The organism is Thermodesulfatator autotrophicus (assembly GCF_001642325.1).
Lineage (GTDB): Bacteria > Desulfobacterota > Thermodesulfobacteria > Thermodesulfobacteriales > Thermodesulfatatoraceae > Thermodesulfatator > Thermodesulfatator autotrophicus.
In genome coordinates this window covers 1-25,558 of sequence record NZ_LSFI01000018.1, presented here as the reverse complement: position 1 = coordinate 25,558, position 25,558 = coordinate 1, and the positions used below count along the sequence as shown (strand labels likewise).

The window sequence follows — 25,558 nt, the reverse complement described above, 5'->3', positions numbered from 1 at the left end:
CGTATGTTTGAAATTACCATCGATTATGACAAATGCTCTGCGGACCAGGAATGCATTGATTCTTGCCCTGCTCAGGTTTTTGATGAAGGCGAAGATGGAAAGCCTGTGGTCGCTCGCCCTGAAGACTGTCTTGGCTGTGAAACCTGTGTAGAGGTTTGTCCTGAAGGTGCTATCACTGTAACTGAAATTTAACTCAAATTCTGGGAAGGGGGCTTGGCCCCCTTCTTTTTTAGTTCTTGTTGAATCTTTTTTAGCTCTTTTTCAAACTCTTCAAACTTTTCATATTTTATCAATTCTTGAAGAAGTTTTAGACGAGGTTTCCATTTAAGATCCCTTTGAATTTCAGGATGAAGAGCGAGAAGCTTTTTAAGTTTATTTTCGGCTTCTTTTCTTTGTTTTTTCTTTGTTTCTAGGGCTTCTTTTTGGGCTTTTTGGGCCCATTCTAGAGATTTCTGCAAATAAAATTTGGCATAACTATAATTTTTTTCTTCCATAAATTTTTGCGCTTTTTTGAAGTATTCCTGAGCTTTTTCCCAGGAATCAGGGGCAAACTGGGGAGCACCTTGCCAGAAGGCATCGTTTAGCGATTTTTCGGTTTTTTTTAAAAGTTCGTAAGGTGGTTTATCTTTTTCTAGAAGTTTATTGAGGTAGGGTATTCGTTCCAATATATTTTCAAATTTTTCTGATATTTTAAAACCAGTGGTAAAAGTGAAGACCAAAAAGATTAAAATATAAAAGAGGGTCTTTGAAGATTGTTTAAAATTTACTATATGAGATAAGAACTTAAGCATAAAAGAATTATAAAAATAAGGTGGGAAAAGTGAAGAAGATTTTGTCGGTTCTTCTGTTAATTTTGCTGGTTGGTGTGGTGGGGCTTTTATCTTTTCTTTTTTTCTTTAAATTTGAAGGAAAAAGCCCGGTAGTTGAAAGTCTTTCTCTGCCTCAGGCTTTGGGTAAAGAAGCCAAACTGGCTGTAAAAATAGCTGATAATCGCTCTGGCCTGCGAGAAGTATCTTTATTTCTGGAACAAAATAAAAAAATAGAAAAGGTCTTTGAAAAAAAATATGAAGTTGATCCTCTTTGGGGTTCACCGGTAAAAGAAGATAGCTTTGAAATAACCTTCTCGCCATTCAAACTCGGTTTTAAAGATGGTGAAGCCACTTTGATAATACGAGTAGTAGATGCCTCCTGGCGTAACAAACTCAAAGGAAATATAGCCACTTATCAGAAAAAAATACTTTTGGATCTTACTTCTCCACATATTACGGTTAAGTCTTCTATGCACTATTTTGTTCCTGGTGGGAGCAATATGGTGGTTTACTCTCTTTCAGAGCCTGTGGTGCGCCAGGGGGTAGTGGTGGATGACTTGTTTTTTAAAGGCTATCCTGACCCTCAAAATCCTAACCTTTACTACTGCCTGGTAGCCGTTCCTGTGCAAAAGAAACAGGTAACGCGCATGTATATAGAGGCCCAAGACTTTGCCGGTAATAAAGCTACTTTTCCAGTGGCTTTTTATTTGAAGCCCAAAAAATATCGTCGTGATGTTATAAATATTTCTGATAGATTCTTAGAGCGCAAAATACCAGAATTTTGGAATCGTTATCCTGAAGTTCCTAGAGATAATATGTTAAACGCCTTTATTTATATTAATACTGAGCTCAGAAAGAAAAACAACAAAACAATAGCAGAAATTGCTAAGTCTTCTCAGATAAAAGAGTTTTACGGTTACAAATTCTTTTTGCGTTTACCTAAGTCTGCTACCAGAGCTTTATTTGGTGATTATCGCACCTACTATTATAAAGGCAAAAAAATCGGTAATGCCTATCACTTGGGAATTGACCTGGCTTCGGTGGCCGGTGCTCCTGTACCAGCTGCAGCTACAGGAAAAGTTATTTATGCCGACTATTTGGGCATTTACGGAAATAGCATCATTATTGACCACGGCTACGGTCTATTTAGTCTTTATGCCCATCTTTCAGGTTTTACCGTGGCTAAAGGAGACACTGTAAAACGTGGACAACTGATTGGCTATACGGATACTACTGGACTGGCCGGGGGAGACCATCTTCATTTTTCAGTTTTGGTGCAGGGTGTTTTTGTGGAGCCACTTGAGTGGTTTGACCCCAACTGGGTAAAAACTCGCATAGCCCAAAAGTTAGAAAGTATTCAGTAGTTATTACTGGGATCACAAAACAGATAACAATTTTGGAGCTGTCATTGCGAGCCACGAAGTGCGAAGCAATCTCTTCTTTCCGCTACCGTCAGGACAAGGATTACTTCGCCACGGCGACGTTGTGACCTCGTGATGACATTTTAATAAGCTGGAAACTAGCGTAATAAATAAGGTCTGGCTGGATAGGACTTAATTTTTTCTTTTTCTAATATCTTTTTAATTAAAGCTAGCTTTTTGTTAGGGTCTTTTTCTTTTTTTATTTCCCGGAAATAGTGGAGTCCAAAGGCAAAATTTTGTAAATACCAAAATAACCACAGCTCAAAGCGCTTTATCTGGATGTTTTCTGGCAAAAAATTTTTTATCAAATCCCAGTGTTTTAAAGGGGCTTCCCAGGGAGAAGGGGAAGGGGGTATCTGATTATCCTCTAAAAAGCTTTTAACGTCACGAAATATCCAGGGGCGCAGGAGAGCTGCCCGGCCAATCATCACTCCCTGACATCCTGTAACTTCAAGCATTTTCCTGGCTGCTTCAGGGGAGAAAATATCACCATTTCCGCAAACGGGTACAGGGATATTTTGGGCTAAGATCTTGATTTCTTCCCACCGGGCAGGTCTTTTAAATCCTTCCTGTGCGGTTCTGGGGTGAAGGGTGATGAGTTCAACCCCTGCTTCAACAATGGTCTGGGCAAAATGTAACAGCTTCTCTGGATTATGTTCAAAACCACTTCTTATTTTGGCGGAAACAGGCTTTAAAGTGGCTTCTTTTACGGCTTTTACTATTTCAGCACACAGGCTGGGTTCCCTCATCAAAGATACTCCCCAGCCGTAGCGCTGAATAGCCCCTCTGGCACAACCAAAGTTTAAGTCATATCCATCAAAGTTTTTTATTTCTTCTAGCCGTTTTACAGCCAGGTAAAACAAGTCTGGATCTTTTCCTGTCAGTTGGGCTATTAAGGGACTTTCTTTTTCAGTGGTTATTAAATATGAGTCTTTTTCTGGATTTTGATAAACAATGGCCCTTACATTAAGCATTTCTGTAAAAAAGAAATCAGGCCTGCCATAAAAAGATACCAGTTCCCTGAAAGCAAGGTGGGTTAGGCCTGCCATGGGAGCTAGAGCTAAAAATTTGCCTACAGTTTTTTTATAGATTGACATAGTTGAATTTTTACTTTAAACTTCTTCTAAAATAGAAATTAATATAAAAAGGAGTTACTTATGAAAATTTTATCATCTGTTTTGGCATTTAGCTTATTTATTGCAGTAGCAGCTTGTTCAGCCAATAGTGACTTTGAAAAAAAGGCCACCAGCATTATTAATGCCAAGTGTGTAGAGTGTCACTCTACTGACAGAACATATGCCAAGAAGGGAATGTCCCCTGAGTGGTGGAAAGAAACTATTAAGCGGATGCGTTCTTATGGTGCTCCTTTAACAGACCAGGAAGCCAAAACTATTTTGGAATATCTCAGTAAATAATATTAGGAGGTTATTTATTATGAAAAAATTTTTAATTTTGTTTTTAGGTCTTGTTTTCTCAGCTACCGCTACAGTAGCCATGGAAAAGCAGCAAGATAAAACCTGCCCCCACGCAGACTGTTCGTACCGTAAATGTATTAGCCAGGAAGAGTGGGAAAAGCACCATAAAGGTATTCCCATGCCTGAAGAAATGCGTAAATGCTGTGAGAAAATTAAGGAACACCATAAAGAGGGTTATTAATCTTTAAGAGAGGCCGATCAGGCCTCTCCTTTATTTTTTTGTGGTAAGTAAATAGTAAATTCGCTCCCCTGACCTATAAGGCTTTCTACTTTAATTTTTCCTTTATGTGCTTGAATAACATGTTTTACAATGGCGAGACCAAGGCCTGTTCCTGCTGCTTTTACGTCTTTTCCACGGTAAAAACGTTCAAAAATGCGCTCTTTTTCTGAGTCTTTAATTCCAGGGCCTTCATCTTTTATTTTTACCAGCCAAAAGCTATCTTTTTTTTCTAATGTAACCCAGATATTTTTCCCTGCAGGGCTAAACTTAATGGCGTTATCAAGTAAGTTAATAAAAGCCCTTAAAAGGTCGTCAAAACTTCCCCAGACGTAACAAGGCTTTTCAGGAAAATTCCAGTGCAATGTTATATTTTTATTTTTAGCCCTGATAGAGACGGTTTCTATGGCGGTCTGGATGACTTCTTTTAAGTCAATTACCTCAAAGTCTTCATCTGGGATGCCCTGTAATTCGAGCCTTGATAAAACTTGTAGTTCTTTTAGCAGGCGAGACAGTCTTTTCGTGTTTTTAAGAATTATACTTACATCTTGGCGAAGGTTTTCTGGAACTTCTTCTAACAGGGCCTCAGCATACCCTTCAATGGCGGTTAAAGGTGTACGGAACTCATGGGCCAGGTGAGCCACAAAATCTCGCCTTACATGAGAGAGTTTTCTAAAAGGGGTTAAATCCTTGAAGACCAAACCCCTTAAGTGATTGTCCAGGGTTATAGTGGATATTTTAAATACCCTGTAGGCAGGCCAGAAAAGTTCTTTTTCAAAGGAGCGTTGTTCACCTTTTTCAACTGCTTCCTGAATTTTTGGGTTTCTCAAAATGTCAAAAAGATTGGGAAGTTTTCCCGGACGGCCTAGGCCTAAGAAGTTATAGGCCTTGGGGTTAAGGGTTAAAATAGAGCCGTCTTTATGGCATATTACTATTCCTTCATCTAGGAGTTCAAATATTTTGGGCCAGGGAATTTCTTTTTTTGACTCGGGTTTACTTTCTTTTGGGGGTGATAAATCCTGATTTCCAGGCCTTTTACGCCATTTTAAGGCAAAAAATAACCAGCTAACCAGCAAAAGCAAAAATAAAACAAGGCTAATCTTTAAATCGATACCCAATACCCCAGACCGTTTCTATCATTTCGGCACAAGGGCCAAGTTTCTTACGAAGGCGTCTTACATGAGTATCCACCGTACGGGCGTAGCCTTCAAAGGTGTAGCCCCAGACCTTTTCAAGGAGTATTTCTCTTGTCAAAACTTTTCCACGGGCCTTAATAAGGGTCAGAAGTAAATTAAATTCTGTCCTGGTAAGGCGAACATCTTTTCCTTCTACTTTTACTTTCATGGAGTTTGGGTCAATGTTAAGAGGTCCTATGTTTATGGCCGATGAGGGAGGCTCAATTTGTTTTACTCTTTTAAGAATGGCTTTAACTCTCAAAGCCAGCTCTTTGGGGCTAAATGGTTTTACAATGTAATCATCAGCCCCCATTTCAAAGCCTAGGATGCGGTCAATCTCTTCACCCTTGGCCGTCAATATCATTACCGGTATTTCTGTTTGTTCTTTAAAACGAATATATTTGCAAAGTTCAAGGCCGTCTCCGTCAGGAAGCATCAGATCAAGAACCACAAGCTCAGGGGTTTCTTGTTCTATAAGCTCTTGAGCTTTGGCTAGAGTCGGGGCTATACGGGTTTTATGCCCGTTCTTTTCTAAAGTGCGGGCCACTAATCTTGCAATATCTTCTTCGTCTTCTACGATAAGTATATAAGACATAGGAGGTCTCTCATGTTTACGGGTATTGTAGAAGGCTTAGGTAAGATTGTAAAGATAGTTCCTCTGGCTAAAGGGCGAAGATTTTTCATTCTAGTCCCATTTGATATTTCTGATACTAAACTAGGAGACAGTATCGCGGTAAACGGCGCCTGCCTTACCGTGACCACTCTTGAGGGGGATGTTTTTTCAGTTGATGTGTCACCAGAAACTCTTAAGCGGACTACCCTCGGAAGTTTTTTAGTGGGAGAAAAAGTAAACCTTGAAAGGGCTTTGCGAGTGGGAGATCGCCTGGGCGGGCATTTAGTTACAGGCCACGTTGATGGGGTAGGGCAGGTGATTGATCGGCGTGAGCAGGGAGATTTCATTTTTTACAAAATAGAAGTTCCCCGGGAGCTTAGTCGCTACCTGGTAGAAAAGGGCTCTATTGCTGTTGATGGCATAAGCCTTACGGTAAACCAGGTGAAAGACAACGTGGTAGAGCTTGCCATCATCCCTCATACCGCTAAACTTACTACTATTGGTTTTAGAAAGCCCGGAGACACGGTAAACATTGAGGTGGATATTATAGGCAAATACGTAGAAAGGCTTTTAAAGCCTTACAGCCAGGGCACTGTTACCCAAGAATTCCTCAAATTACACGGTTTTGACCTGGATGGATAAAGGGGACCTGGAAAAAGCGTTAGAAGCTATTTTTTTTGCTGCTGGGCGAGCAGTTACCTTAAAAGAGCTTTTAAAAATTTTTCCTGATACTGAAACCCAACAACTGAAAGAAGCTATTTTTTCTTTAAAAAAGTTCTACCAGGACCGGGGTTTTATTTTAAGAGAGGTGGCAGGGGGGTTCCGTTTTGAAACCAAAACAGAATATACACCTTTTTTGAGGCGTCTGGTCTTTGGAGCGCCTCCCAGGCTTTCGCGCGCTGCCCTTGAAACCCTGGCTATTATCGCCTACAAGCAGCCGATAACAAAAGCAGAGATAGAAAATATTAGAGGTGTTGATAGCAGTGGAGCTATCAGAAACCTTATGGAAAAAGGCCTGGTGAAGATTTGTGGCCGAAAAGACATGCCAGGAAGACCATTGCTTTATGGCACTACGAACAAATTTCTTGAAATTTTTGGGCTGAAAGACCTTTCAGAACTTCCAAAAATAAAAGAGATAGAAAAAATATTGGGCAATGAGTGATTTAAGAGAAGAAGTAATTGAAGAAGCAGAAATTATAAAACACGCCGGGGAGATTCCAGAAGTTGCCCTTTGGAATAGTCTTCATTACCTTACGGAAGATCCTGAGGGCCCAAAAATAGAGCTAACCCCTCAAGAAAAATCCTTTCTTAAAGGGGCAGTAATAGAGCGTTATCTAATTATCATAAAGCGTGACCTTACTTATGAAAATCGTGATAAATCTTACTACCGCGGTTTAGAAAGAGCGCTTATCAACTGGCAAAGGCTTAAAACATTTGTCCAAAAAGAAGGCTTCTCCCTAGATACCCTCCAGAAAGAAGTAAAATTTTGGCTTGAGGACTACCTGCGAAAATTAACCCCAGAAGAAAAGAGAAAAGAAGCTTCCAAAATTGAGGAGTTTTTAAAACTTTTAAAGGAGAAGGATTAATGGATGAAAAGTGGATAAAATCACTTTTGCCTGAAGAACGGGTGCAGGAATTTTTTGAAGCTTTTTATTTCGGTGAAGAACCAGCCTATTACCTTGACCTGGGATTGCGGGAGTGGAGGCCAGAAAAAGGAAGGGTGGTTCTTGAGTTAAGACTTACGGCCAGGCCTGATAAATGTTTGGCCTGCAATTTAACTTCCGGGCTTCCTCCAGTGCTTAAAAAACATCCCATTTTAAATCTGGCCGGAATAGTTAGTGAGATTGCCCAGAAACTTGAGCCAGGATACAAAGTAGACTCCTGGGACCTCGGCTGGACAGAAGAAGTAAACCATGACTTGCACGTTATCCCTTTAGTTATAAAAGTTTCTAAGAGTTAGGGCCTTTTGTAAGAATTCAGAGATAGATTGAGATCGCCACGGCGATTGCGTTGCCTTGCGATAAGGATTGCTTCAACGAGACTGCTTCGCCCCTGGCGGGACTCGCAATGACCGGGAAGGTTCGCTCGCAATAACTGGCTTACTTTGTCACTGTGAGGAGATCCCTCGCTCCGCTCGGGACAAGCGAAGCAGTCTCAGGAAATATTTTGCAAAGTTTTTTTTCAAGAATTACTCTGTTTTCTCAAGTACTACAGATTTTATTTTTTCGTATTCATAAACTGTTGTTTTAGTGCACCAGTATTCACCTTTAAGTGATTTGAAACAGAGCTTTACTTTTGTTGAAGGGTAATTTGAAATATCTACCTCTACTTTTAAGTGGTCACGAGGCATGATGCTTCTCCCCTCCGGGAAGCTTATATCTACTTTTCAGGGTTTTTTAATGTCAGCCAGCCAGAGCCTTTTATCAGTAGGGTTTTCTATTTTGAGGGTTACTACTTCTGCCAGAGCCGGTGTGGCCAAAAATAAAGTAAGTAAAAGAAAGGCCAGTTTTTTCATGATTGTCTCCTATAACAAGGCATTTTTAGCTACAAATTCTTTAACTTTTTCTACCTCAGCGGGAAGCACTTTAACCCGCCGGGGTTTATCTTCAAGGCCTCTTAAGGCTTCAGGCCTTTCAGGCTCACGTCCAATGGCCTTTTTCACTGCCTCAGGAAATTTGGCCGGATGAGCTGTTGCTAAAGCTATCATCGGCCGCTCGTCTTTAAACTTTAATCCAGCGGCCACTCCTACGGCTGTATGCGGGTCAAGGATATAGCCAGTTTCTTTGTAAAAAGAGGCAATGGTGGCAAGGGTTTCCTTTTGATTGATAGAGGCTGAAAGGAAATCTTTTTGTACCCGGGCGATTTTTTCTTGAGAGAAACTAAGGCTTCCGGTCTGGGCGAATTGTTCCATGGCCTCACGGACGCGAGAAGGTTCTTGGTTGTAAAGGTAATAGAGATAGCGTTCAAAGTTGCTGGCCACCTGGATATCCATAGAAGGGCTGATGGTAGAGGTTACCCGACCAAGGGAGTAATCTCCCTCGTTGACAAAGCGGGTCAAAATGTCGTTTTCATTGGTGGCGAGTACCAGGCGTTCTATCCCCTGGCCTAATATTTGTTTGGCAAGATAGCCAGCAAAAATATCTCCAAAATTTCCGGTTGGCACAGAAAACCTTACTTTTTCCTTTCCTTCAGCCTCGCTAACTTTGAAGTAGGCCCAAATGTAATAGACCACCTGGGCTAAAACTCTCGCCCAATTAATGGAATTTACTGCGCCCAGGAAGTATTTCTTTTTGAAATCAAGGTCACTGAAAATTTTTTTGACAATATACTGGCAGTCATCAAAAGTTCCTTCAATGGCCAGACAAAAGACGTTTTCGTCAGCAACGGTGGTCATCTGGAGCTCTTGAACAGGAGAAACCCGCCCTTTAGGAAACAGAATAAAAATGTTTATATTTTTTCGTCCTTTTACTCCGTAAATGGCCGCTGAACCGGTGTCTCCTGAGGTGGCTCCCAAGATATTTAACTTTTGCCCGCGCTCAAGCAATAAATATTCAAAAAGATGGCCTAAAAACTGTAAGGCTATGTCTTTAAAGGCAAGGGTAGGCCCATGAAAAAGTTCAAGAATCCATATATTGCCCTTTTTGATTACCGGGCAGATTTCAGGATGGGAAAAAGACGAATAGGCCTTTTCAACCAGTTTTTTCAAGTCTTCAGTGGGGATATCGTCAGCAAAAAGACGTAATACTTCAAAAGCAAGTTCAGGGTATGAGAGTTTGCGCCATAAGGCCAGAGTTTCACCTGATACCCGAGGTGTTTTTTCTGGTAAAATGAGGCCCCCATCTTCGGCCAGCCCCATTAAGACCGTTTCTTTAAAAGATATTGGTTTTATACCGCCACGTGTGCTTATGTATCGCATAAACAAAGCTTACCAAAAAGAAGAAAACTTGGCCAGGTAGGCTCTATATAGAAAACAGCGCTTGTTTAAACTTCAAAAGAATCTTAGATTTAAAAGCAAAGCATAAAGGAGGCGTGTATGTTTGGTGGCCTTTTGGTAAGTCTTATTCCTCAGGAGCTTTTAGCCGTGTTAGCCTGCCCAAAATGCAAAGGAGACCTTACTGTTGATGAAGAGAGGGGTGGTCTTGTTTGTTTTAAATGTGCTTTGCTTTATGAGGTTAGAGATGGTATCCCTATCATGCTTGAAGAGGAGGCTCAGAAAATAGAGCTTAAGGTCAAATCTGAAAGAGATGAGTAGCCCTCAAAAGCCTGCTCTGGCTCAATTGTTTTTCAGTATATTTGCGCGGGATGAAGTCCTTATAGATGAAGTGAGTCAAAAACTGGCTGATATTCTTGGTCCCATAGATTTTAAGAGTCCTTTATTGCCTTTTGACTGGACTGACTATTACGAAAAAGAGTTTGGAAAAGGCCTGGTTAGGCGTTTCATCTTTTTTAAAGAACTCATTCCTCAAGAGAGGATAGTGCCTATAAAGCATCTGGCCTGGAAGCTTGAAAAGTCTTTTAGTAAAAATGGTAATCGTCTGGTAAATATTGACCCAGGCTATCTTTTGCTAGAGAAATTGGTATTGGTAACATTTAAAAATTTTTCTCATCGCCTTTACCTTGGTGATTATGTTTATGGTGAAGTGACCATGATTTATACTAAGGGTGACTTTGTTTCTCTCCCCTGGACTTATCCTGATTATGCGTCTGAAAACGTTAAGGCCTTGTTTCGTGAAGCCAGAAAACGCTATAGGGAAAAACTTAAGTTATGCTTATAGATTCCCACGGCCGCAAGATTACCTATCTACGTGTTTCCATCACGGATCGCTGTAATCTGCGCTGTTTTTATTGTTCTAGTAAAGACTCTTTTGCCAAACTTCCTGCTGAAGAGATTCTTTCTTATGAAGAGCTTTACCGGGTTATCCAGGCGGCCGTATCTGTAGGGATTAAACGTATTCGCTTAACCGGCGGCGAACCCTTGGTACGGAAAGACTTTGTTTCTTTTATAGCTAATTTGGCAAAGATTCCAGGTCTTGAAGACCTGGCTTTAACCACCAATGGCCTTCTTCTGGCTTCCCTGGCGGAAAGTCTTAAAAAAGCGGGGCTAAGGAGAGTTAACATAAGTTTGGATACCCTTGACCGGGAGAGATATAAAGAAATTTGTGGCGTAGATGCCTTGGATGAGGTTCTCTCAGGTATAAAAAAGGCTTTAGAAGTGGGTTTTTCTCCGGTAAAAATCAACATGGTGATTATGCGAGGCATAAATGACGATGAAGTAGTTGAAATGGCAAGGTTGACACTGGAAGAACCTCTTGAAGTAAGGTTTATAGAATTTATGCCCATTGGGACTGGAGCATCCTGGGAAGAGAACCTTTTTATCCCCATCGCGGAAACAGAAAAGAAACTAAAAGAAGCTTTTGGCAAATTATTACCTGCTCCTAAAATAGGGGCAGGCCCAGCTAAAGTTTTTTCCCTTCCTGGAGCTAAAGGAAGTATAGGCTTTATTTCAGCCATAAGTAATCATTTCTGTAATAAATGTAATCGCCTGCGCTTAACCCCTGAGGGGCGTTTGCGCTTATGCCTTTTCTCTGACGAAGAGATTGACTTGAAACCATCATTAAGAGAAGATTCCTCAGAAAAGGCTTTAAAGGAAGCTTTTATAAAAGCCGTTGCCAAAAAACCATCTCAGAGATCTCTTGACTTGTTCCCCAGAAGGCTTATGCGAAGTATTGGAGGTTAAGTTTTAAAAAACTCTTGTCAAAACCGATTTAATCCGATAATCGGTGATAGCTAGTGATAGGGAGGTGACTTTATGGAAATCCCTCAGGACAGGCTTTATTCAGAAAATCATCTTTGGGTAAAAAAGAAGGGGCGAGGTTCAGTTCTTATTGGTTTGACAGATTTTGGCCAGCTCAAGCTTGGCGAAATAATTGACCTTGAGCTCCCTGACGAAGGCGACGAATTAATTAAAGATGAGGTTTTTGGTAGCATTGAGTCGGCTCAGGGAGTATTTGACCTGGTGGCCCCTGTAAGTGGAGATGTAGTGGAGATTAACGAGGATCTTCTTGATTCACCTGATTTGATTAATGAGGACCCTTATGAAGAAGGCTGGATTCTTAAAGTAAAACTATCAGACCCTGATGAACTTGAAGAGCTTCTTACAGCTGATGAATACGAAGAGGTTACGGCTGGAGAAGAGCTTCTAATTGAAGAAGAACCTTTTGATTTTGAAGAAGAGGAGTAATTATGCGGGTTTTTATGTTTCCAGGCCAGGGTTCTCAGTATGTAGGTATGGGAAAAGCTGCTTATGAAAGCTCTGCTGAAGCCAAGCGGGTCTTTGAAATAGCTGAAAAAATAACCGGGCTTCCTATCAGAAAGCTATGCTTTGAAGGCCCGCTGGAAGAGCTTACGCGCACCCTAAACCTCCAGCCTGCGCTCACTGCGGTTAACCTGGCTATTTATGAGGCCTTACAGGAGAAAAATTTTTTTCCGGACATAGTTTGTGGCCATAGCCTTGGTGAATATAGCGCTCTTTACGCCGCAGGGATCGTTTCTTTGGAGGATGTCTTTCGTCTGGTTTTGAAACGCGGTGAATTAATGGAACGGGAGGCTGAAAGAAATCCTGGTGAGATGTATGCGGTGATTGGGCTTTCTCGCGAAAAACTTGAAGAGCTTCTCTTAAAGGCACAAACAAAAGGGACGGTCACTTTGGCCAACCATAATACTCCGGTCCAGATTGTGATTACCGGCGAGAAAGAAGCGGCCTCTTATGCCGCTTTTCTGGCTAAAGAGGCCGGGGCGCGGGTAGTTAAACTAAAGGTAAGTGGGGCATATCATAGCCCTCTTATGGCTCAAGCGGCGCGTGACTTCAAAGCCTTTTTACGAGAGATCCCTTTTAACCCACCTCAAAGAATATTTTTCTCCAATGTTTCAGCTAAAAGGGAAGATGATCCAAAAAAAATTAAAGAGTTAATGGGTGAACAAATAGAAAGTCCGGTTCGCTGGGTGGAGGAAATAGAAAATATTTTCGCAGCAGGCGGGCGAGAATTTGTAGAAGTTGGGCCTAAAACCGTCTTAACCGGCCTGGTAAAAAAGATTCTTCCTTTGCAAGAAGTCTCCCTGCGCAACATTGAAAATCCTGCAGAGATTTAAGTTAAAGCTTGCTTTTCTTAAGACCGAAAAGTGGTTATATGGACAGTGCAAAAGCCCTGCAGTTTTTAGCTGATATCCCAGAATTGTTTTTTCTTCTTTCTCCAGACCTTGAGATTTTATGGGGAAATAATTCCTTACAAAAGATATTCCCTGAATATGAGAAACTGCCCTGTTATAAAATAATCCACCAAAGTGAAGAGCCTCCTAAAAATTGTCCGGCTCTAAAGGCCCTTACCACTAAAAAGACCAGCTGGGCCATTATGCAAACTGAAGCTCTTCAAAAAGAATTTATGGTAATTGTGAGTCCAGTGATAAGAAATAATGAAGTGGTGGCCCTCTGGCACCTGGCTATAGAAAGCCCTAAAGGCTCATCTCTTACCACAGAAGACCTGAACCTTTATTTTGAGACCATGGGGCAATTAGCGGTGGGGTTAAGCCATGATATTAAAAATATGCTTACAGCTGCTCTGGGAGAGCTTGAGCTGTTAACTATGTATGTCAAGGATAATCCTAATCTGCGGAGAAAATGCCAAAAAGTAAAAACTATTCTTGATAATGTAGCTCAAATTGCCCAAAAAATTTCTAGTATATCTTCTAATGCTAATAGCTCTGATACCGCCTTCATTAATGTTAATCAGATTTTTCAGGAAATGAGACCTCTTCTTAAAGCCCTGGTACCACCAGAAATAAACTTAAAAATTATTTTAAACCCTTATGCTGGTAATATTTTTTTCAATAAAGGGAGGTTAGAACAAATTATCTTGAACCTGGTTTTTAATGCCATGCAGGCTATTTCTGGGCCAGGAGAGATAATCCTTTCCTGTTCCGAAGAAGATGACTGCGTTGTTATTTCTGTGGAAGATAACGGAAGGGGAATAAAAAAAGAATTACTTCATAAATTATTTGAGCCTCATTTTAGCACCAAGAGAAAAGGAGCAGGTTTGGGCTTAGCAATGGTTAAAGAATGGGTAGAGGAAGCCAGCGGGAAAGTAAAGATTAGCAGTGTAGAAGGGGAAGGGACAAAAGTGGAAATATGGCTTCCCAGAATTTTATGATTTTGGAGCCTTTGCCAAATTCTAAAACATTAGATTGAGGTCCTCACGGCGACTGGCCCCTTGCGACAGGGATTGCTTCGCTTCGCTTGCAATGACGAGGAGGGGAACGTGGCTCGCAATGACATCTTTGCCTGTCACTGCGAGGAACCTTTTCCACATTGTCACTGCGAGGAGCGCGCAAGCGCGACGAAGCAGTCTCAGGGATTATCAGATTGCTTCGCTTGCAATGACAGCTCATTTGTCACAGAGAGGAGATCCCCGCTTCGCTCGGGACAAGCGAAGCAGTCCCAAGAATAAATGAAACGCGCAATTAAAATATTTTGCAGAGGTCTCATTTTGGTATTTTTCAGTTAAATTATTTTTCAAGGGAGCGGAGAAAGTCCTTTACAGCTTTAAAAAACAATTCGTTGAAAGAGTTTCCTAATAGGCGCCTTCCAAAAACATAATTTATTTCATTTAAAACAGTCCCTTTTTGGGAGTGAATTAAAAAATCAATGGCGGCAAGGTTAATGCCCGTTTTTTGGCAAAGTTCGTGGGTAAGAGAAAGGGCCTGGGTTTCAAGGGGCTTTTCTGGACAGGAAATAGGTTTTCCTCCCTGGGCAAGGTTGGTTTTAAAATCAGGCCCCAGGGCTCGCCAGAATGGCAAAAATTCCTTACCTATTACCACCACGCGTAAGTCGTAAGGGGCTTGTAAAAACTCCTGTATTAAAAAACCAAAATGGCCTTCTCTTTCTCTTTTCTTTATATGGCTTAGAGCCGTTTGCCAGGTCTTTTCGTCTTTAACAAGGAAAACACCCTGGCCTTCGTGTTCGTCATCGGTCTTGAGTACAAAAGGAAAAGGAGGGAAGTTAACGCTAATAGCATCTGGATGTTCTCCAAGGGCGGCTAGTTTTGGGAAAAAAATGGTTTCAGGATAGGGTAAACCAAGGGATTTAAAAAGGAGCATCTGTCCACTTTTGCCTGGGAACTTAAACCGTGCTTCGTAATTTGGGAAAGAGTGTAAGCCCATTTGGCAGGCGTAAAAATAAAACTGAGAGGGAAAAACCTGAGGCCAGATAACGATTCTTGCCCGGGAAAAACAAGAAAGTAGCTCGTCATTTATCGCTGAAAAAGCCCAGAAGTTAAAGTCAGCCTTTACTAAAGGATGTAGAGAAATTATTGGTCCAGCGGTAAGAGTGCTTATATTTAATTCGTCAACCATGGCGAGGAGGTTACTTATGGAAGCGGTGATTCTTGCGGCAGGTTTGGGAACACGCCTGCGCCCTTATACTGAGAATTATCCTAAACCGCTTCTTAAAGTGGCTGGCCGGGAACTCCTTTATCGCCATCTCTTTCTCCTTCAAAAGCACGGTATTAAAAAATTTGTCCTGGTAATAAATCCTTCTCACCGGACATTTTACCAGAATTTTGTAAAAGAAAATCCTCAATTCAAGATAGTGTTAGTGGAAAATCCCTTTCCTGAAAGAGGGAATGGTTATTCTTTTTCCCTGGCCAAAGATTATGTTTTCGGGCCTTTTGTGTTGACCATGGGAGACCATGTTTATGAGCCTGCATTTGTGGCTAGGGCTTTGACTAAAAGGGGGCTATTCTTGACGAAAAGGGCTTATATATTGACCACCAGGAGGCCACCAAGGCCATTTGCCAAGAAGGACGTATTGTTCGTTTGGCCAAAGACCTTGAAGAATATACGGGCTTTGATACGGGCTTTTTCGTGCTTGAGCCTTGCGTTTTTGAAGATGTAGAGAAACTTCTGGCTGATAAAGAAGAACTTTCGCTCTCAGAGTGTCTCTCGCGGGCCAAAATCCCCTGTAGTTTTGTGTCAGGCTATTTCTGGATGGATATAGATACTCCTGAGGACCTGGCAAGGGCCACCAGGCTTCTGGTAAAAATGGCAGTTAAAGGTAAAGGAGACGGGTTTATTTCACGGACTATCAACCGCCGTCTATCTACCTGGGTTAGCAGTAAAGTCATAAACTATTTGACCCCCAATAAAGCCACGGTTTTGACCACTTTCCTGGGAATACTGGCCAGTTTTTTGCTTTTTTTTAATCCGGTTTTAGGGGCTATTTTGTACCAGTTAAGCTCGGCTCTTGATGGCATAGATGGGGAAATAGCACGAGCAAGCCTAAGAGAAAGTCCCTTTGGGGGGTGGCTTGATTCGGTGCTTGATCGCCTGGTTGATTTTTCTTTCTTAGCCGGGCTTTTTCTTCTTTGGCAGCCTGAAAATCTTATAGACCAGGCCATGGCTCTAGCTGCTATCTTCGGAAGTTTTATGGTGAGCTATACGGCTGAAAGATACAAAGGGGCCTTTCAAAGGGATATTTATGAAGATATACCCCTTTTGCGAAAAATCCCCGGGAAAAGAGATGAGCGAGTATTTTTCATTATGATAATGGTGATTTTAGGGCTCTGGAAAGAACTTTTTTGGATTCTGGCTCTGGTTTGTAACGCTAGAGTCTTTTTGACCATTTATCTGGTTACTATAAAAAGAGAAAAAATTTTGCCTGACTCCAAATTTTAGCTATTTTAAAACTGATGGATATCAAACGAATTTCCAAAATTTTTATTCTCACCGGAGCAGGTATTTCCGCTGAGTCAGGTATTCAAACTTTTCGCGATAAAGGTGGCCTCTGGGAAAAATATAACCTTGAAGAAGTAGCTACTCCTCAGGGTTTTCGCCAGAATCCGCGGTTTGTGCACGAATTTTATAACCAGAGGCGTGAGGACCTGCTAAAGGTCATGCCCAATCCTGCTCACTATGCCCTGGCCCGCCTTGAGCGCGAGTTTCCCGGAGAAGTTCTTCTGGTAACCCAGAATGTTGATGATTTGCACGAAAGAGCTGGTAGTCGCAAAGTGCTTCACATGCACGGAGAGTTGCTAAAAGTTCGTTGTGAGGCCTGTGAAGCTATCTTTAAAGAAGAAGGAGAAATTTTTCCGGAAACAAGGTGCCCTAAATGTGGTCGGGAGGGGACCCTTCGTCCTCATGTGGTCTGGTTTGGTGAAACGCCTTTTTATCTGGATAAGATTTACAGGGCTTTGAAGGAATGTGACCTTTTCGTGGCCATTGGAACTTCAGGTACTGTTTATCCGGCGGCAGGCTTTGTGGTAATTGCCAGGGAAGCTGGAGCCTGGTGTGTGGAGCTAAACTTAGAACCTTCAGCTATGGCTGATTATTTCCACGAACATCATTACGGACCAGCCTCAAAAATTGTTCCCGCCTGGGTAAATGAAGTTTTAACCCGTGTGAGAAGTTAATTTTCAAAAATTAATTTAGAGATAAGACCCCCCTTGAGGACTTTAGGAAGATAGAAGAAGGCGGCGAAGCGAGCAGGAAGGTAAGTCCGCCTTTATGTTTCTCAGGGAGTTAGAACTTGTTTTTGTTCACTTTTTAACTTATACTGCACAAAATTCCAGAATTTTGTGCAGTATGAATGTCAAACAGATCATAATATCCCAGAAAGAAGAGCGAGATATTCTGTTAACCCGGGATTATATCCCACGAGAAAGCCTTACTTCTGCTCGGAATTCTTTAAAAAATGACCTAATCAAAGTGATAGTGGGCCCCAGAAGAGCTGGTAAGTCCGTTTTTGCCCTTCAGATGCTCAAAGATTTTAACTTTGCCTATTTAAACTTTGATGATGAGAGATTGCTTGCCATCAGGGATTACGATGAGATTCTTAAGGCTTTAAAAGAAGTTTACGGAGAAGCGCCCTATCTTTTACTTGACGAAATCCAGAATCTTGAGGCCTGGGAGCTCTGGGTCAGCCGCCTTCAGCGTCGGGGCTTTAAAGTAGTGATTACTGGTTCAAATTCCAGGCTTCTTAGCCGGGAGCTGGCCACCCATCTCACCGGCCGCTATCAATCCTTTAGCCTCTATCCTTTCTCTTTTCGCGAATTTCTTACGGCCCGCAATTTTAATTTTGATCTCTCCATGCATTCTCGCGAAACTCTGGGAACTCTTCTAAACTATCTTCACAACTATCTAGAGATTGGTGGATATCCAGAGGTGGTTTTAGGGAAGGTTGATCCCAGAGGTTATCTTCGGACCCTGGTGGATAGCGTGCTTTTCAAGGATATTGTGCGGCGTTACAACCTCCGCTTTGCCAAAAAACTTTCCGATCTTGCCCTTTATCTTTTGAGCAACGCCTCTGGCCGTTTTTCCTACACCAAACTCAAAAATATTCTTTCTTTTAGAAGCGTTCATACGGTGGAAAATTACGTAAAATACCTGGAAGAGGCCTTTGTGATTTTTGTGGTGGAGAGGTTTAGTCCAAAACTTAAAGAACGTTTCAAAAGCCCACGAAAAGTCTATGCCTATGATACAGGGGTAGTGGCCACCTTTAAGTCCCGTCTGGCCGCTGATTACAGAATTCTTATGGAAAATCTGGTGGCTATAGAACTTTTACGTCGTGGGAAGGAATTCTTTTACTTTCAGGCCAAAGACGGGCGAGAAGTTGATTTTGTGATGAAAGAGGGCCTTGACTCTTATCAGCTGATCCAGGTCTCTTATGATCTTTCCGACGAAATCACCCGCAAAAGAGAGTTCTCGGCCCTGATAAAAGCTTCTCGCGAGCTCGGTGTTAAAGATTTATGGATCCTTTCCTGGGAAGATGAAGGTAAAACTACTTATAAAGGATTACAAATTTTGGTTTATCCTTTGTGGAAGTGGCTTTTACAAGGCCCTATCTCTGAACTAATGCCATAATTTTATACTACCAGACCCTTAAACATCAAAGCTTTTTAATGCTAACCTAAAATCCCTATCTTTTGCGAGTAAAGCGAAGCCAAATCTAGCAAAATCTAATGTTCTAAGATTTTGCAAAAGTTCGTCGAATTTTTATTAAAAGTTTGCCTGTCCCTATTGTTCAAGTTTCTTGACACTTTCCTTCAATTTACGCTAGCCTCAATAGAAACTACTTCTCACCAGATAAGGAGGGCCTATGGAAATTGCCAAAATTAGAAACCTTGTTTTGCTCTCCCAGAGCGGAGCTGGAAAGACTTCTCTGGCTGAAGCTATGTTATTTATTTCAGGGAAGACTAAGAAACTCGGTAAAGTAGATGAAGGGAGTTCAATCCTTGATTTTGAACCAGAAGAACAAAAGCGAAAGATTACTATTTCTACCGCCTGTCATCATTTTTCCTGGAAAAAGCACGAAGTCTTTTTTCTGGATCCTCCAGGCGATGACAATTTTAACGCTGAAGCCAAATTGGCTGCCTGGGCAGCAGATAATGCCCTTTTAGTGATAGACGCTACTGCCCCGGTCAAAGTGCAGACGGAAAAGGTCTTTGCCTTTGTAAAGGAATTTGGTTTGCCGTGTGCGGCCTTTATAAATAAGCTTGATCGGGAGCATACTGATTTTGATAAGGCCTGTGCCACTTTAGAAGAGCGCCTGGGCATAAGGGCGGTACCTGTGGCCTATCCTATTGGCCGTGAAGATGGCCTGCGAGGAGTAGTAGATCTCCTTACCATGAAGGCTTATGAATTTTCAGAGGGCAAACTCAAAATTGTGGATATGCCTTCTGAACTGGAAGAAAAAATAGAAGAGCTGCGGGCCAATTTAATTGAATATGCGGCTGAGAGTGACGACGATTTACTGGAGAAGTTTCTAGAAGAAGGGGAATTAACCGCAGAAGAAATAGTAAGAGGCTTAAAACGCGGGATTCTTGAGGGCCGTTTTGTGCCGGTTTCCTGTGGCTCGGTGGAAAGATTAATAGGTATCCAGCCTCTTCTTGACTTAATTGTAGAATTTTTACCCTCTCCTTTAGAAAGAGGCCCTAGGGAGGGGAAAAACCCTGAAGGTGAGCCAGACCGCCGTGAGCCGCACCCAGAAGTACCGGTATCTCTTATTGTGTTCAAGACCTTTATGGACCCTTATGCGGGAAGGCTCTCCTTTGCCAGGGTTGTTTCTGGCACGCTTGAGTCTGAAGGGGTTCTTCTGAATCCTGTGCGTAATATAAAAGAAAAGTACGCCAATCTGGCTATCCCTGAAGGCAAAGAAATGGCTTCCTGCGAAAAGGCCATTCCCGGGATGATTTGTGTAATCCCTAAGCTTGCTGAAACCAGAACAGGAGATACCCTTTGTGACCCTGAAGCCCCCATTATTTATCCCATGCCCACTCTCCCACACGCAGTTTTGACCTATGCTTTGCATCCTGAGAGCCGAAGTGATGAAGAAAAGATTGGAGCGGCGCTGGTTAAACTTCAAGAAGAAGACCCGAGTCTGGTTATCAGCCGGGATGAAGAAAGTCGTGAGATACTTCTTTCTGGCCTTGGGCAGATTCACATTGAAGCCACTATTGAAAAGCTAGCCCGCAAATACGGAGTAAACGTAAAGCTTTCTCTCCCCAAAATTCCTTATCGTGAGACCATCAAAAAACCCAAAGAGGGGGTCATCTATCGCCATAAAAAGCAAACCGGTGGCAGGGGCCAGTTTGCCGAAGTACATTTCCACATCTATCCATTGCCGCGGGGTCAGGGCTTTGAATTTGTGGAAACCCTGGTAGGTATGAACGTGCCGCGCAATTTTGTGCCAGCCGTAGAAAAAGGTGTGCGCCAGGCCCTGGAAAAAGGGCCACTGGCAGGCTACCCGGTAGTGGACGTAAAAGTCCAGTTCTACGACGGTAAGAGCCATGAAGTAGATTCTTCGGATATGGCTTTTATGATAGCGGCTTCTCAGTGTTTCAAAAAAGGGATTCAAGAATGCCAGCCTATTTTGCTTGAGCCCATTATGGAGCTTGAAATAGAAGTGCCAGATGACGTTATGGGAGATGTAATTGGCGATATTAACGCTCGCAGGGGGCGTGTCCTTGGTATGGAGCCCAAAGGCGGTAAACAGGTTATTAAAGCCCAGGTGCCGCTGGCAGAAGTCCAGCGCTATGCCCTTGACTTAAACGCTATTACTGGTGGACGAGGGACTTTTCGCATGAAATTTTCTCACTATGAAGAAGTGCCGCCTCAAATTGCTGAAAAGATAATAGCCGCGGCTAAAGAGGAGGAGGGCTAATGGTTTTCACCGCGGGAGTGCTAACTCTTTCTGATAAAGGGGCCCTTGGTGAGAGAGAAGATACCGCTGGCCCTTTGATTAAAGAAGCTTTGCAAAAAGAAGGTTTTGATGTAGTGGCCTATCGTATTTTGCCTGATGATTACGAAGAAATTCTTGTGGTTCTGGTGGACTGGGTGGACAGAAAGGGAATTGATCTTATTGTTACTACGGGGGGCACGGGGCTTTCACCCCGTGATGTTACTCCTGAAGCTACTAAGGCGGCTATAGAGAAAGAAGTTCCTGGAATAGCCGAGGCCATAAGGATGGAAGGCATGAAGCATACACCTTATGCCATGTTAACCAGAGGAATAGCCGGCATAAGAAGGCAAAGCCTTATTATCAATTTGCCAGGAAGTCCTAAAGCGGTGGAAGAGTCTCTTGGGGTGATTCTTCCGGTATTAAATCATGCCCTGGAGAAAATTAAAGGAAGTCCTAAAGAATGTGCTAGAAATTAGTCTTAGGAGGAAATTATGAGCGTAGAAATAAAAAAAATAGCAGTCGGTCTTGATGGTTCAGAAAAAAGTTTTAAAGCCCTTAAAGAGACACTTGCTTTAGCCAAAAAACTAGGGGCTGAAGTAGTTGCCCTTCATGTCTTGCCGGTGCCTGCTGAGTTTGCAGATTTTGGTGGAATGTTAGTGGAAATTGAGGCAGAGCTTCGCAAAGAAGGCGAAGCCATCCTGGCCCGCGGGGCTGAAGAGGCCAAAAAAGAAGACGTGCCCTATACCGGGGTTATCCTTCAGGGAGATATTGCTGAGAGTATGGCTAATTATGCGGCTGAACAAGGGGTGGACCTTCTGGTTGTAGGCTATCAGGGTAAGTCCAAGCTTTCTGAATTGATTATGGGAAGTGTTACCTCTAAACTTTTGGGGATTTCAAGTGTTCCTGTGTTGGTAATTAAGTAAAATATTCGGGCAGGCCAGCGGCCTGCCATTATTTTTATAAAAAAACAGAAAATAAGCGCTAAAGGAGTTCGTATGGAAGAGAAAGAAAGGCGCGAGGAGCTGCCCCCAGTCAACTTTAGTATGTTCGTTCTCTCTTTAAATACTTCAGCTTTAGTGCATTTAGGAGAGCTTCCTGATCCTCATACCCAGGAAAAGAAGAAAAATCTTCCTCTTGCCAAGCAAACAATAGATATTCTGGACATGTTGAAGGAAAAGACCCGCGGCAACCTTACCAGAGAAGAAGAAAAACTTCTTGATAGTATCCTTTATGAATTACGTATGATTTTCTTGAGGGTAAGTGGCCAGTAAATTTTCTCTTTTCGCTCCAGCCAAGATAAATTTAGTCTTAAAAATCATTGACCGTCGTGAAGACGGCTATCACGAACTTTATACGATTTTTCAAAAAATAACTTTTGGGGACAGGCTAACTCTTTCCTTTAAAGAAAAGGGCCTTTCTCTTGAGGTAAAAGGAGAAAGTGTACCCTCAGGGCCGGAAAATCTTTGCCTAAAAGCCATCCAACTTTTTGTCCAAAAAACAGGCCTTTCTTTCGGGCTGCATATTGAACTGCAAAAAAATGTCCCGCCTGGCACCGGGCTTGGAGGAGGAAGTAGTGACGCCGCGGTGGTTTTAAGGTGGCTTAACGAAAAGTTTAAGGCCTTAAGTGAGCGAGAGCTTCTTGTTTTAGCCAAAAAACTAGGGGCTGATGTGCCCTTTTTTGTTTCGTCTTTTAGTACCGCTCTTGCCCGCGGTATTGGGGAAAAGCTTTCTCCCTGGCCGACTTTTCCCGCCTGGTATGTTATTTTGATTCCTGAGATAAAAGTTTCTACCAAATGGGCTTATGAAAATTTAAGGTTGACAATTCCGCAACTTCCTCCTAATTATGACGCGAGCCGCCCTTTATGGGAGCAGGGGCTGGTTAATGATTTTGAAAAGCTAGTTTTTAAGCATTATCCTGAGCTTAAAAAATTAAAAGAAAGGCTTTTAGACCTGGGAGCCGAAGCCGCTCTTTTAAGCGGGAGCGGAGGGGCTCTTTTTGGTGTTTTTAAAGAGGAAGCTCAAGCGGTGGAAGCGGCTGGGGCTTTTTCAGATGATACCTTAAAAAAAGTAGAGGTAGCTACTAATTATTACGAAAAGACCTCTTATAAGGAGGGATAAAGATATGTTTCTTAATCACTTAAAAATTTTTACAGGAAATGCCAATCCGGATCTGGCTAAAAAGATTTCGGCCTATTTGAGTATTCCTTTAGGGCAAGCAGTGGTTAAAACTTTTAGCGACGGTGAAATCTACGTTGAGATTAAAGAAAACGTCCGCGGTTCTGATGCCTTTGTTATTCAGCCAACCTGTCCCCCGGTAAATGACAATCTTATGGAACTGCTTATAATGGTTGATGCCTTAAGGCGGGCTTCTGCCCGAAGAATAACCGCGGTTATTCCTTATTACGGCTATGCCCGGCAGGACCGCAAGGTTATCCCCAGAACCCCTATTACCGCAAAATTAGTGGCCAATCTTATCACCGTAGCCGGGGCACGCCGTGTTTTAACCATTGACCTTCACGCTGGCCAGATTCAGGGCTTTTTTGATATACCGGTTGACCATCTTTACGCAGCCCCTGTGCTTATCCGCTACATAAAAGAGGAATTCAGGGGGAAGGATTTGGTTATTGTTTCTCCTGACGCTGGTGGGGTGGAAAGGGCCCGTGCCTATGCCAAACGCCTTGAGGCTGGCCTGGCTATTATTGACAAGCGTCGTTTACGCCCCAATGAAAGCGAAGTTATGAACGTGGTAGGCGATGTTAAAGGAAAAATCGCCATTATCCTTGATGACATGATCGATACCGCCGGGACTATGTGTAAAGCGGCTGAGGCCCTTACTGAACGAGGAGCCAAAGAGGTTCACGGTATGGCTACTCATCCGGTCCTTTCTGGCCCTGCTCTTGAAAGAATTAAGAAGTCACCTATGAAGTCAGTGGTGGTGACAGATACCATTCCTCTCAGGGAAGAGGCCAAAAAACTTAAAAAAATAAAAGTCCTTTCAGTGGCAGAGCTTTTAGGCGAAGCCATAAGGAGAATACACCACGATGATTCCGTAAGCTCACTTTTTGTGTAAAATTTTTGAAAAAGCTAGGAGGAAAGTAACATGAAAACTATTGAACTAACTGCCATGGTAAGACCTAAAACTGGCAAAGAAATAGCCCGCAAACTGCGTGCTCAAGGGCTGGTGCCAGGGATTATTTATGGTCCTGAGACAGAGCCCGTTCCTCTGGCGGTGAAACTTAACGAGTTAAAAAGATACCTTTACCGCTATCGGGACGAACAGCTTATCTTTAACCTTACTCTTGAAAACAACGGCTCCACCATAAAGAAAATAGCCCTGGTCAAGGAACTTCAATATCATCCCGTTACAGACGAAATTCTTCATGTAGATTTTTATGAAATTTCCATGGAACGTGAAGTTGAAGTGGAAGTACCTATTGAGCTGGTTGGTAAGGCCAAAGGGGTTGAAGCTGGAGGTCACTTACAGCAGTTGCTTCAGACCATGACGGTTGCCTGCTTACCTGGCCTTATTCCTGACAAGATAGAAGTAGATGTTTCTGAGCTTGACCTGGGTGACGTTATTCACGTAAAAGATCTTACTCCACCCGAAGGTGTGCGTTATCTGGACAGTCCTGATGAGCCGGTGGTAACAGTGCTCGCCCCTGAGGAAGAAAAAGAGGCTGAAGCCGCTCCTGAGGAAGAAGCTGCTGAGACAGAGACCGAATCCAGCGAATAGCCGTGAGCAGATATTCCTGGCTCTGGGTGGGCCTCGGCAATCCGGGGCCCCAATATCGCTTCACCAGGCATAACTTCGGTTTTCTTGTTTTAGAAGAATTTGCCCGCCTTAAAGGCCTTAAATTTTCTAAAGGGCCTTATCAGTCATTAGTTTCAGCTTATAAAGACGCCTTTCTTTTGATGCCTCAGACTTTTATGAATCTTTCAGGAGAGGCCGTGGCCCCCTTAAGCCGTAAACTTAGAATTCCACCTGAACGTATTCTGGTCATTCACGATGATTTAGACTTACCTTTAGGTCGGATTAAGTTTGCACCCAAGGGTGGGGCAGGGGGGCATAGGGGAGTAAAGTCAATCATAGAGGCCCTTGGCACTAAAGATTTTCCCAGACTTAAACTGGGGATAGGCCGCCCACCTCAGGGGATAGCGGTAAGAGACTATGTCCTTTCTCCTTTTTCTGAAGAGGAAAAACCTCTTGTTAGGAAAGTGCTTGAAACCGCCTGCGAAGCCCTTGATTATCTACTGGAACACGACCTTGCCAAAACTATGAGCCTTTTCAATCGGTAGTGACAATCGGTAGGACGGGCCAAACCCGCCGGGAGAAAAATTTTTCCACTAAAAGCCCTGTAATGGAAAATTTTTTCCCATATTTACCGGCGAATAAGCTTTGAGAGAGAAAAATTTTTCTTTTCCTGACAGTGCGATTTCGGGAAAGCCTTGATTTTCTTGATTTTTAAATTTGGCATCTTTTTTGCTTATTAATGATGTAAAAACTTTAAGGGGGGGTTGGGTTATGAGAAAGGTTTTTGGGATACTTTTAGGGGCATTTATTTTGGTATTTGTTTTGGCCTTTAAGACGTACGCCATAGTGTTTCGTCAACTGTGTCCGCAGG

General features: G+C 42.6%; 34 protein-coding genes. 26 read left to right on the top strand and 8 right to left on the bottom strand.

What is annotated here, in order from left to right:
- Positions 1 to 3: 3 nt before the first annotated feature.
- Positions 4 to 192 (top strand): 4Fe-4S dicluster domain-containing protein, encoded by a 189-nt coding sequence (locus tag TH606_RS04775; protein WP_068541785.1) that lies wholly within the window; start codon positions 4 to 6, stop codon positions 190 to 192.
- Here TH606_RS04775 and TH606_RS04770 read toward each other — a convergent pair.
- Entirely contained in the window at positions 189 to 791 is a 603-nt protein-coding gene (locus TH606_RS04770; RefSeq protein WP_068541783.1) for a DUF4398 domain-containing protein, read from the bottom strand. The genes TH606_RS04775 and TH606_RS04770 overlap by 4 nt on opposite strands.
- Before the next feature lie 29 nt (positions 792 to 820).
- Between TH606_RS04770 and TH606_RS04765 the strand changes: the two genes are divergently transcribed.
- Positions 821 to 2,173: a M23 family metallopeptidase gene (locus TH606_RS04765; protein WP_068541781.1), complete on the top strand. Its 1,353-nt coding sequence runs from the start codon at positions 821 to 823 to the stop codon at positions 2,171 to 2,173.
- A 155-nt stretch (positions 2,174 to 2,328) separates the two neighbouring features.
- Here TH606_RS04765 and TH606_RS04760 read toward each other — a convergent pair whose 3' ends face one another.
- A complete protein-coding gene (locus TH606_RS04760) occupies positions 2,329 to 3,327 on the bottom strand; it encodes a tRNA dihydrouridine synthase (RefSeq protein ID WP_068541779.1) in 999 nt (332 codons plus the stop codon).
- 60 nt (positions 3,328 to 3,387) lie between these two features.
- Between TH606_RS04760 and TH606_RS04755 the strand changes: the two genes are divergently transcribed.
- Together TH606_RS04755 and TH606_RS04750 are read left to right on the top strand one after the other, a co-directional pair.
- Positions 3,388 to 3,645, top strand: a complete 258-nt coding sequence (locus TH606_RS04755; protein WP_068541777.1) for a hypothetical protein — start codon at positions 3,388 to 3,390, stop codon at positions 3,643 to 3,645.
- 19 nt (positions 3,646 to 3,664) lie between these two features.
- Positions 3,665 to 3,886, top strand: a complete 222-nt coding sequence (locus TH606_RS04750) for a hypothetical protein (RefSeq protein WP_068541775.1) — start codon at positions 3,665 to 3,667, stop codon at positions 3,884 to 3,886.
- A gap of 17 nt (positions 3,887 to 3,903) precedes the next feature.
- Here the strand turns inward: TH606_RS04750 and TH606_RS04745 are convergent, their stop codons facing one another.
- Both TH606_RS04745 and TH606_RS04740 read right to left on the bottom strand, forming a co-directional pair.
- Positions 3,904 to 5,040: a PAS domain-containing sensor histidine kinase gene (locus tag TH606_RS04745; protein WP_068541774.1), complete on the bottom strand. Its 1,137-nt coding sequence runs from the start codon at positions 5,038 to 5,040 to the stop codon at positions 3,904 to 3,906.
- Positions 5,018 to 5,692 (bottom strand): response regulator transcription factor, encoded by a 675-nt coding sequence (locus TH606_RS04740; protein WP_068541772.1) that lies wholly within the window; start codon positions 5,690 to 5,692, stop codon positions 5,018 to 5,020. Before TH606_RS04740 ends, TH606_RS04745 begins: the two co-directional genes overlap by 23 nt.
- Before the next feature lie 12 nt (positions 5,693 to 5,704).
- Between TH606_RS04740 and TH606_RS04735 the strand changes: the two genes are divergently transcribed.
- Genes TH606_RS04735 through TH606_RS04720 form a run of 4 tightly spaced genes read left to right on the top strand, consistent with a single transcriptional unit; the run spans position 5,705 to position 7,670 of the window.
- The gene (locus tag TH606_RS04735; protein WP_068541771.1) at positions 5,705 to 6,352 is read left to right on the top strand and encodes a riboflavin synthase; all 648 of its coding nucleotides are present in this window, start codon (positions 5,705 to 5,707) and stop codon (positions 6,350 to 6,352) included.
- Positions 6,345 to 6,872: an SMC-Scp complex subunit ScpB gene (scpB, locus tag TH606_RS04730; RefSeq protein ID WP_068541768.1), complete on the top strand. Its 528-nt coding sequence runs from the start codon at positions 6,345 to 6,347 to the stop codon at positions 6,870 to 6,872. Before TH606_RS04735 ends, scpB begins: the two co-directional genes overlap by 8 nt.
- Complete coding sequence (locus TH606_RS04725) at positions 6,865 to 7,296, top strand: hypothetical protein (RefSeq protein ID WP_068541767.1); 432 nt, start codon at positions 6,865 to 6,867, stop codon at positions 7,294 to 7,296. Before scpB ends, TH606_RS04725 begins: the two co-directional genes overlap by 8 nt.
- Positions 7,296 to 7,670 carry a hypothetical protein gene (locus tag TH606_RS04720; RefSeq protein ID WP_068541765.1) on the top strand — a complete coding sequence of 125 codons (375 nt, stop codon included), beginning with the start codon at positions 7,296 to 7,298 and terminating at the stop codon, positions 7,668 to 7,670. Before TH606_RS04725 ends, TH606_RS04720 begins: the two co-directional genes overlap by 1 nt.
- A gap of 228 nt (positions 7,671 to 7,898) precedes the next feature.
- On the opposite strand, the gene TH606_RS11485 is transcribed toward TH606_RS04720, so the two are convergent.
- Genes TH606_RS11485 through thrC form a run of 3 tightly spaced genes read right to left on the bottom strand, consistent with a single transcriptional unit; the run spans position 7,899 to position 9,626 of the window.
- The gene (locus TH606_RS11485) at positions 7,899 to 8,060 is read right to left on the bottom strand and encodes a hypothetical protein (RefSeq protein ID WP_157627861.1); all 162 of its coding nucleotides are present in this window, start codon (positions 8,058 to 8,060) and stop codon (positions 7,899 to 7,901) included.
- Positions 8,061 to 8,096: 36 nt separating this feature from the next.
- Positions 8,097 to 8,225: a hypothetical protein gene (locus tag TH606_RS11985; protein ID WP_269451043.1), complete on the bottom strand. Its 129-nt coding sequence runs from the start codon at positions 8,223 to 8,225 to the stop codon at positions 8,097 to 8,099.
- A gap of 9 nt (positions 8,226 to 8,234) precedes the next feature.
- Positions 8,235 to 9,626, bottom strand: coding sequence for a threonine synthase (thrC, locus tag TH606_RS04715; protein WP_068541763.1), 1,392 nt, complete (start codon positions 9,624 to 9,626; stop codon positions 8,235 to 8,237).
- Between the two features lie 117 nt (positions 9,627 to 9,743).
- Between thrC and TH606_RS04710 the strand changes: the two genes are divergently transcribed.
- From TH606_RS04710 to TH606_RS04685, 6 genes are all read left to right on the top strand, one after another.
- The gene (locus tag TH606_RS04710; RefSeq protein ID WP_068541761.1) at positions 9,744 to 9,962 is read left to right on the top strand and encodes a Trm112 family protein; all 219 of its coding nucleotides are present in this window, start codon (positions 9,744 to 9,746) and stop codon (positions 9,960 to 9,962) included.
- Positions 9,955 to 10,485 (top strand): DUF4416 family protein, encoded by a 531-nt coding sequence (locus tag TH606_RS04705; protein WP_068541759.1) that lies wholly within the window; start codon positions 9,955 to 9,957, stop codon positions 10,483 to 10,485. The genes TH606_RS04710 and TH606_RS04705 overlap by 8 nt, the downstream gene beginning before the upstream one ends.
- Positions 10,476 to 11,447 carry a GTP 3',8-cyclase MoaA gene (moaA, locus tag TH606_RS04700; protein ID WP_068541757.1) on the top strand — a complete coding sequence of 324 codons (972 nt, stop codon included), beginning with the start codon at positions 10,476 to 10,478 and terminating at the stop codon, positions 11,445 to 11,447. Before TH606_RS04705 ends, moaA begins: the two co-directional genes overlap by 10 nt.
- A 72-nt stretch (positions 11,448 to 11,519) precedes the next feature.
- Positions 11,520 to 11,951, top strand: coding sequence for a glycine cleavage system protein GcvH (gcvH, locus tag TH606_RS04695; protein ID WP_068541755.1), 432 nt, complete (start codon positions 11,520 to 11,522; stop codon positions 11,949 to 11,951).
- A 2-nt stretch (positions 11,952 to 11,953) separates the two neighbouring features.
- Positions 11,954 to 12,859, top strand: a complete 906-nt coding sequence (fabD, locus tag TH606_RS04690; protein WP_068541753.1) for an ACP S-malonyltransferase — start codon at positions 11,954 to 11,956, stop codon at positions 12,857 to 12,859.
- 38 nt (positions 12,860 to 12,897) lie between these two features.
- Positions 12,898 to 13,914 (top strand): sensor histidine kinase, encoded by a 1,017-nt coding sequence (locus TH606_RS04685; RefSeq protein ID WP_068541751.1) that lies wholly within the window; start codon positions 12,898 to 12,900, stop codon positions 13,912 to 13,914.
- Between the two features lie 355 nt (positions 13,915 to 14,269).
- Here TH606_RS04685 and TH606_RS04680 read toward each other — a convergent pair whose 3' ends face one another.
- The gene (locus tag TH606_RS04680; RefSeq protein WP_068541749.1) at positions 14,270 to 15,115 is read right to left on the bottom strand and encodes an ATP-grasp domain-containing protein; all 846 of its coding nucleotides are present in this window, start codon (positions 15,113 to 15,115) and stop codon (positions 14,270 to 14,272) included.
- Between the two features lie 16 nt (positions 15,116 to 15,131).
- On the opposite strand from TH606_RS04680, the gene TH606_RS11665 reads away from it, so the two are divergent.
- The 12 genes from TH606_RS11665 (at position 15,132) to pth (ending at position 25,232) form a co-directional block, all read left to right on the top strand.
- Complete coding sequence (locus TH606_RS11665; RefSeq protein WP_197460510.1) at positions 15,132 to 15,656, top strand: sugar phosphate nucleotidyltransferase; 525 nt, start codon at positions 15,132 to 15,134, stop codon at positions 15,654 to 15,656.
- A complete protein-coding gene (locus tag TH606_RS04675; RefSeq protein WP_197460509.1) occupies positions 15,578 to 16,435 on the top strand; it encodes a CDP-alcohol phosphatidyltransferase family protein in 858 nt (285 codons plus the stop codon). Before TH606_RS11665 ends, TH606_RS04675 begins: the two co-directional genes overlap by 79 nt.
- A gap of 14 nt (positions 16,436 to 16,449) precedes the next feature.
- Positions 16,450 to 17,169: a Sir2 family NAD+-dependent deacetylase gene (cobB, locus tag TH606_RS04670; protein WP_068541747.1), complete on the top strand. Its 720-nt coding sequence runs from the start codon at positions 16,450 to 16,452 to the stop codon at positions 17,167 to 17,169.
- Between the two features lie 172 nt (positions 17,170 to 17,341).
- Positions 17,342 to 18,619, top strand: a complete 1,278-nt coding sequence (locus TH606_RS04665) for an ATP-binding protein (protein WP_068541806.1) — start codon at positions 17,342 to 17,344, stop codon at positions 18,617 to 18,619.
- 235 nt (positions 18,620 to 18,854) lie between these two features.
- On the top strand, positions 18,855 to 20,918 hold the full coding sequence (fusA, locus tag TH606_RS04660) for an elongation factor G (RefSeq protein WP_068541745.1): 2,064 nt from the start codon (positions 18,855 to 18,857) through the stop codon (positions 20,916 to 20,918).
- On the top strand, positions 20,918 to 21,412 hold the full coding sequence (locus tag TH606_RS04655) for a MogA/MoaB family molybdenum cofactor biosynthesis protein (RefSeq protein WP_068541743.1): 495 nt from the start codon (positions 20,918 to 20,920) through the stop codon (positions 21,410 to 21,412). The genes fusA and TH606_RS04655 overlap by 1 nt, the downstream gene beginning before the upstream one ends.
- A 15-nt stretch (positions 21,413 to 21,427) precedes the next feature.
- On the top strand, positions 21,428 to 21,859 hold the full coding sequence (locus tag TH606_RS04650) for a universal stress protein (protein ID WP_068541741.1): 432 nt from the start codon (positions 21,428 to 21,430) through the stop codon (positions 21,857 to 21,859).
- Positions 21,860 to 21,931: 72 nt separating this feature from the next.
- Positions 21,932 to 22,207 carry a DUF1844 domain-containing protein gene (locus TH606_RS04645; RefSeq protein WP_068541740.1) on the top strand — a complete coding sequence of 92 codons (276 nt, stop codon included), beginning with the start codon at positions 21,932 to 21,934 and terminating at the stop codon, positions 22,205 to 22,207.
- Positions 22,197 to 23,054 (top strand): 4-(cytidine 5'-diphospho)-2-C-methyl-D-erythritol kinase, encoded by an 858-nt coding sequence (gene ispE, locus TH606_RS04640; protein ID WP_068541738.1) that lies wholly within the window; start codon positions 22,197 to 22,199, stop codon positions 23,052 to 23,054. Before TH606_RS04645 ends, ispE begins: the two co-directional genes overlap by 11 nt.
- 4 nt (positions 23,055 to 23,058) lie before the next feature.
- The gene (locus tag TH606_RS04635; RefSeq protein WP_068541736.1) at positions 23,059 to 24,006 is read left to right on the top strand and encodes a ribose-phosphate pyrophosphokinase; all 948 of its coding nucleotides are present in this window, start codon (positions 23,059 to 23,061) and stop codon (positions 24,004 to 24,006) included.
- Between the two features lie 30 nt (positions 24,007 to 24,036).
- Complete coding sequence (locus TH606_RS04630) at positions 24,037 to 24,669, top strand: 50S ribosomal protein L25/general stress protein Ctc (RefSeq protein WP_068541734.1); 633 nt, start codon at positions 24,037 to 24,039, stop codon at positions 24,667 to 24,669.
- A gap of 2 nt (positions 24,670 to 24,671) precedes the next feature.
- Positions 24,672 to 25,232: an aminoacyl-tRNA hydrolase gene (gene pth / locus TH606_RS04625; RefSeq protein ID WP_068541732.1), complete on the top strand. Its 561-nt coding sequence runs from the start codon at positions 24,672 to 24,674 to the stop codon at positions 25,230 to 25,232.
- Positions 25,233 to 25,558 lie beyond the last annotated feature (326 nt).

Excerpts from the sequence above, each read along its gene's own strand:
- gcvH (WP_068541755.1), top strand. The coding sequence starts at position 11,520 with ATGGAAATCCCTCAGGACAGGCTTTATTCAGAAAATCATCTTTGGGTA.
- TH606_RS04665 (WP_068541806.1), top strand. The coding sequence starts at position 17,342 with ATGAATGTCAAACAGATCATAATATCCCAGAAAGAAGAGCGAGATATT.
- TH606_RS11985 (WP_269451043.1), bottom strand. The coding sequence starts at position 8,225 with ATGAAAAAACTGGCCTTTCTTTTACTTACTTTATTTTTGGCCACACCG.
- TH606_RS04735 (WP_068541771.1), top strand. The coding sequence starts at position 5,705 with ATGTTTACGGGTATTGTAGAAGGCTTAGGTAAGATTGTAAAGATAGTT.
- TH606_RS04740 (WP_068541772.1), bottom strand. The coding sequence starts at position 5,692 with ATGTCTTATATACTTATCGTAGAAGACGAAGAAGATATTGCAAGATTA.
- TH606_RS04630 (WP_068541734.1), top strand. The coding sequence starts at position 24,037 with ATGAAAACTATTGAACTAACTGCCATGGTAAGACCTAAAACTGGCAAA.
- TH606_RS04710 (WP_068541761.1), top strand. The coding sequence starts at position 9,744 with ATGTTTGGTGGCCTTTTGGTAAGTCTTATTCCTCAGGAGCTTTTAGCC.
- TH606_RS04760 (WP_068541779.1), bottom strand. The coding sequence starts at position 3,327 with ATGTCAATCTATAAAAAAACTGTAGGCAAATTTTTAGCTCTAGCTCCC.
- fabD (WP_068541753.1), top strand. The coding sequence starts at position 11,954 with ATGCGGGTTTTTATGTTTCCAGGCCAGGGTTCTCAGTATGTAGGTATG.
- TH606_RS11485 (WP_157627861.1), bottom strand. The coding sequence starts at position 8,060 with ATGCCTCGTGACCACTTAAAAGTAGAGGTAGATATTTCAAATTACCCT.
- TH606_RS04635 (WP_068541736.1), top strand. The coding sequence starts at position 23,059 with ATGTTTCTTAATCACTTAAAAATTTTTACAGGAAATGCCAATCCGGAT.
- TH606_RS04645 (WP_068541740.1), top strand. The coding sequence starts at position 21,932 with ATGGAAGAGAAAGAAAGGCGCGAGGAGCTGCCCCCAGTCAACTTTAGT.
- cobB (WP_068541747.1), top strand. The coding sequence starts at position 16,450 with ATGGATATCAAACGAATTTCCAAAATTTTTATTCTCACCGGAGCAGGT.
- moaA (WP_068541757.1), top strand. The coding sequence starts at position 10,476 with ATGCTTATAGATTCCCACGGCCGCAAGATTACCTATCTACGTGTTTCC.
- TH606_RS04720 (WP_068541765.1), top strand. The coding sequence starts at position 7,296 with ATGGATGAAAAGTGGATAAAATCACTTTTGCCTGAAGAACGGGTGCAG.
- TH606_RS11665 (WP_197460510.1), top strand. The coding sequence starts at position 15,132 with ATGGAAGCGGTGATTCTTGCGGCAGGTTTGGGAACACGCCTGCGCCCT.
- TH606_RS04650 (WP_068541741.1), top strand. The coding sequence starts at position 21,428 with ATGAGCGTAGAAATAAAAAAAATAGCAGTCGGTCTTGATGGTTCAGAA.
- thrC (WP_068541763.1), bottom strand. The coding sequence starts at position 9,626 with ATGCGATACATAAGCACACGTGGCGGTATAAAACCAATATCTTTTAAA.
- TH606_RS04655 (WP_068541743.1), top strand. The coding sequence starts at position 20,918 with ATGGTTTTCACCGCGGGAGTGCTAACTCTTTCTGATAAAGGGGCCCTT.
- fusA (WP_068541745.1), top strand. The coding sequence starts at position 18,855 with ATGGAAATTGCCAAAATTAGAAACCTTGTTTTGCTCTCCCAGAGCGGA.
- TH606_RS04755 (WP_068541777.1), top strand. The coding sequence starts at position 3,388 with ATGAAAATTTTATCATCTGTTTTGGCATTTAGCTTATTTATTGCAGTA.
- TH606_RS04705 (WP_068541759.1), top strand. The coding sequence starts at position 9,955 with ATGAGTAGCCCTCAAAAGCCTGCTCTGGCTCAATTGTTTTTCAGTATA.
- TH606_RS04725 (WP_068541767.1), top strand. The coding sequence starts at position 6,865 with ATGAGTGATTTAAGAGAAGAAGTAATTGAAGAAGCAGAAATTATAAAA.
- TH606_RS04750 (WP_068541775.1), top strand. The coding sequence starts at position 3,665 with ATGAAAAAATTTTTAATTTTGTTTTTAGGTCTTGTTTTCTCAGCTACC.
- TH606_RS04775 (WP_068541785.1), top strand. The coding sequence starts at position 4 with ATGTTTGAAATTACCATCGATTATGACAAATGCTCTGCGGACCAGGAA.
- TH606_RS04685 (WP_068541751.1), top strand. The coding sequence starts at position 12,898 with ATGGACAGTGCAAAAGCCCTGCAGTTTTTAGCTGATATCCCAGAATTG.
- TH606_RS04770 (WP_068541783.1), bottom strand. The coding sequence starts at position 791 with ATGCTTAAGTTCTTATCTCATATAGTAAATTTTAAACAATCTTCAAAG.
- TH606_RS04680 (WP_068541749.1), bottom strand. The coding sequence starts at position 15,115 with ATGGTTGACGAATTAAATATAAGCACTCTTACCGCTGGACCAATAATT.
- scpB (WP_068541768.1), top strand. The coding sequence starts at position 6,345 with ATGGATAAAGGGGACCTGGAAAAAGCGTTAGAAGCTATTTTTTTTGCT.